A 1,410-nucleotide genomic window follows, 5' to 3' on the forward strand; every position below is an offset into this window, starting at 1 on the left:
GGTTCTTCTGGCGCGGGAGAGGGCGTTTCTCGCGGTTCTTCTGGCGCGGGAGAGGGCGTTTCTCGCGGTTCTTCTGGTGGTTCTGCGGGTTTGGGTCTTTCCCCGGGTGGAGAAGCGGGCACTTCGGTGACGGGTTGGGGCGATCGCGCGGATTGGTAGAGATTGTATCCCATCCACCCCAACAGCAGGACGATCGCCGCCCCGATCCATTTTGTGTACGTAGGGGAATTGCCACGGATCTGGCTGGGAGGGCTAGTTTGCTGGGGGCTGACGGGCACCGTGGCGGCGGTGGAAGAGGGGAGTGTGCCCGATTGCGGGGGTAGTGAGGGTTGGCGATCGAGTTGGGCGATGCGCTGCAATAATTCGCCGGTACTTTGCGGGCGATCGGCGGGTAAAAAGGCGATTAAACTATCGATAAAATCGGCTAGCGGTGGGGCAAGTTGAGTGGCGCTGTCTCTCCATTGCAGTTGTCCGCTACGTGGATGTTCTGGAAATGCAGTGGGTTCTTTGCCAGTGAGCAAATAAACAAAAGTGCGCCCCAAGGCAAAAAAGTCCGATTGCGGTACGGCTTTACCGATCGCTTGTTCTGGGGCAGTATAACCCGCCGAAATAATCCCGGTAACGGGCATTCCGCCTTTGACTTTTTGCAGGTAAGTGCGGGACACTTGGCGCGCCGCCCCAAAGTCAATTAAGGCTAAATGTCCGTCGGGTTTGAGCATGATATTGCTCGGTTTGATATCCCGATGGAAGAAGTTTTTTTGGTGGACTTGATGTAAAATAGCTGCCAATTCGCCCAACCAGGCGATCGCGCGATCGCTCTCGAGAGGTTGGTTTCCTCTACTTTGCAACCACTGTCTTAAATCCTGCCCTTCCACATACTCCATCACCAAACAGTGTAGCGGTTCGGAAGCGTTGCGCGCAGAAACGGTAAAATATCCGTCCCCTTTAGGAATTCCCGGATGATTCAATTGCCCGAGTACCCGCGCTTCTTGTTGGAATAAAGATACGGGTTTGGCTTCATTCAGGTGCAGCACTTTTAAGACTTTTATGCTTCCGCCATCTCTGACTTCATAGGTTTTGGCAAATCCGCCTTTTCCCATCTCGCGCATCACCCGATAGCGCCCTTCTAAGACCAGTGGAGAACCGCAGCTTTGACAGAAGTTTACCGAGTCGGGATTTTGCGGGTTTGGGCATTGGGGATTAATGCAGAAGCTCATAAGGCGTGGAGTTGGATGAGTTGAGGTTCAGTGGGTATCGAGGATGGATACAGGCGCGATCGCACCCATTCCTGTAAACTCAGCCCTGGAATGGGAGGTCAGTGTTTTTGCCGTGGGTTAAACTAAGCAATTCCGTCACCAGAACTGCTCGTCTTCAAAACCGGACTTGAGACTTTCACCTCATCCGGCTCCT

General features: G+C 53.8%; 1 protein-coding gene. It reads right to left on the reverse strand.

Annotated features, from left to right (window positions below):
• On the reverse strand, nt 1-1,217 hold a 1,217-nt coding region (locus tag AC0QH1_RS04300), incomplete at its 3' end, for a serine/threonine-protein kinase (protein ID WP_324629647.1).
• Between the last annotated feature and the right edge of the window lie 193 nt (nt 1,218-1,410).

This window comes from Phormidium sp. CCY1219 (genome assembly GCF_055795085.1).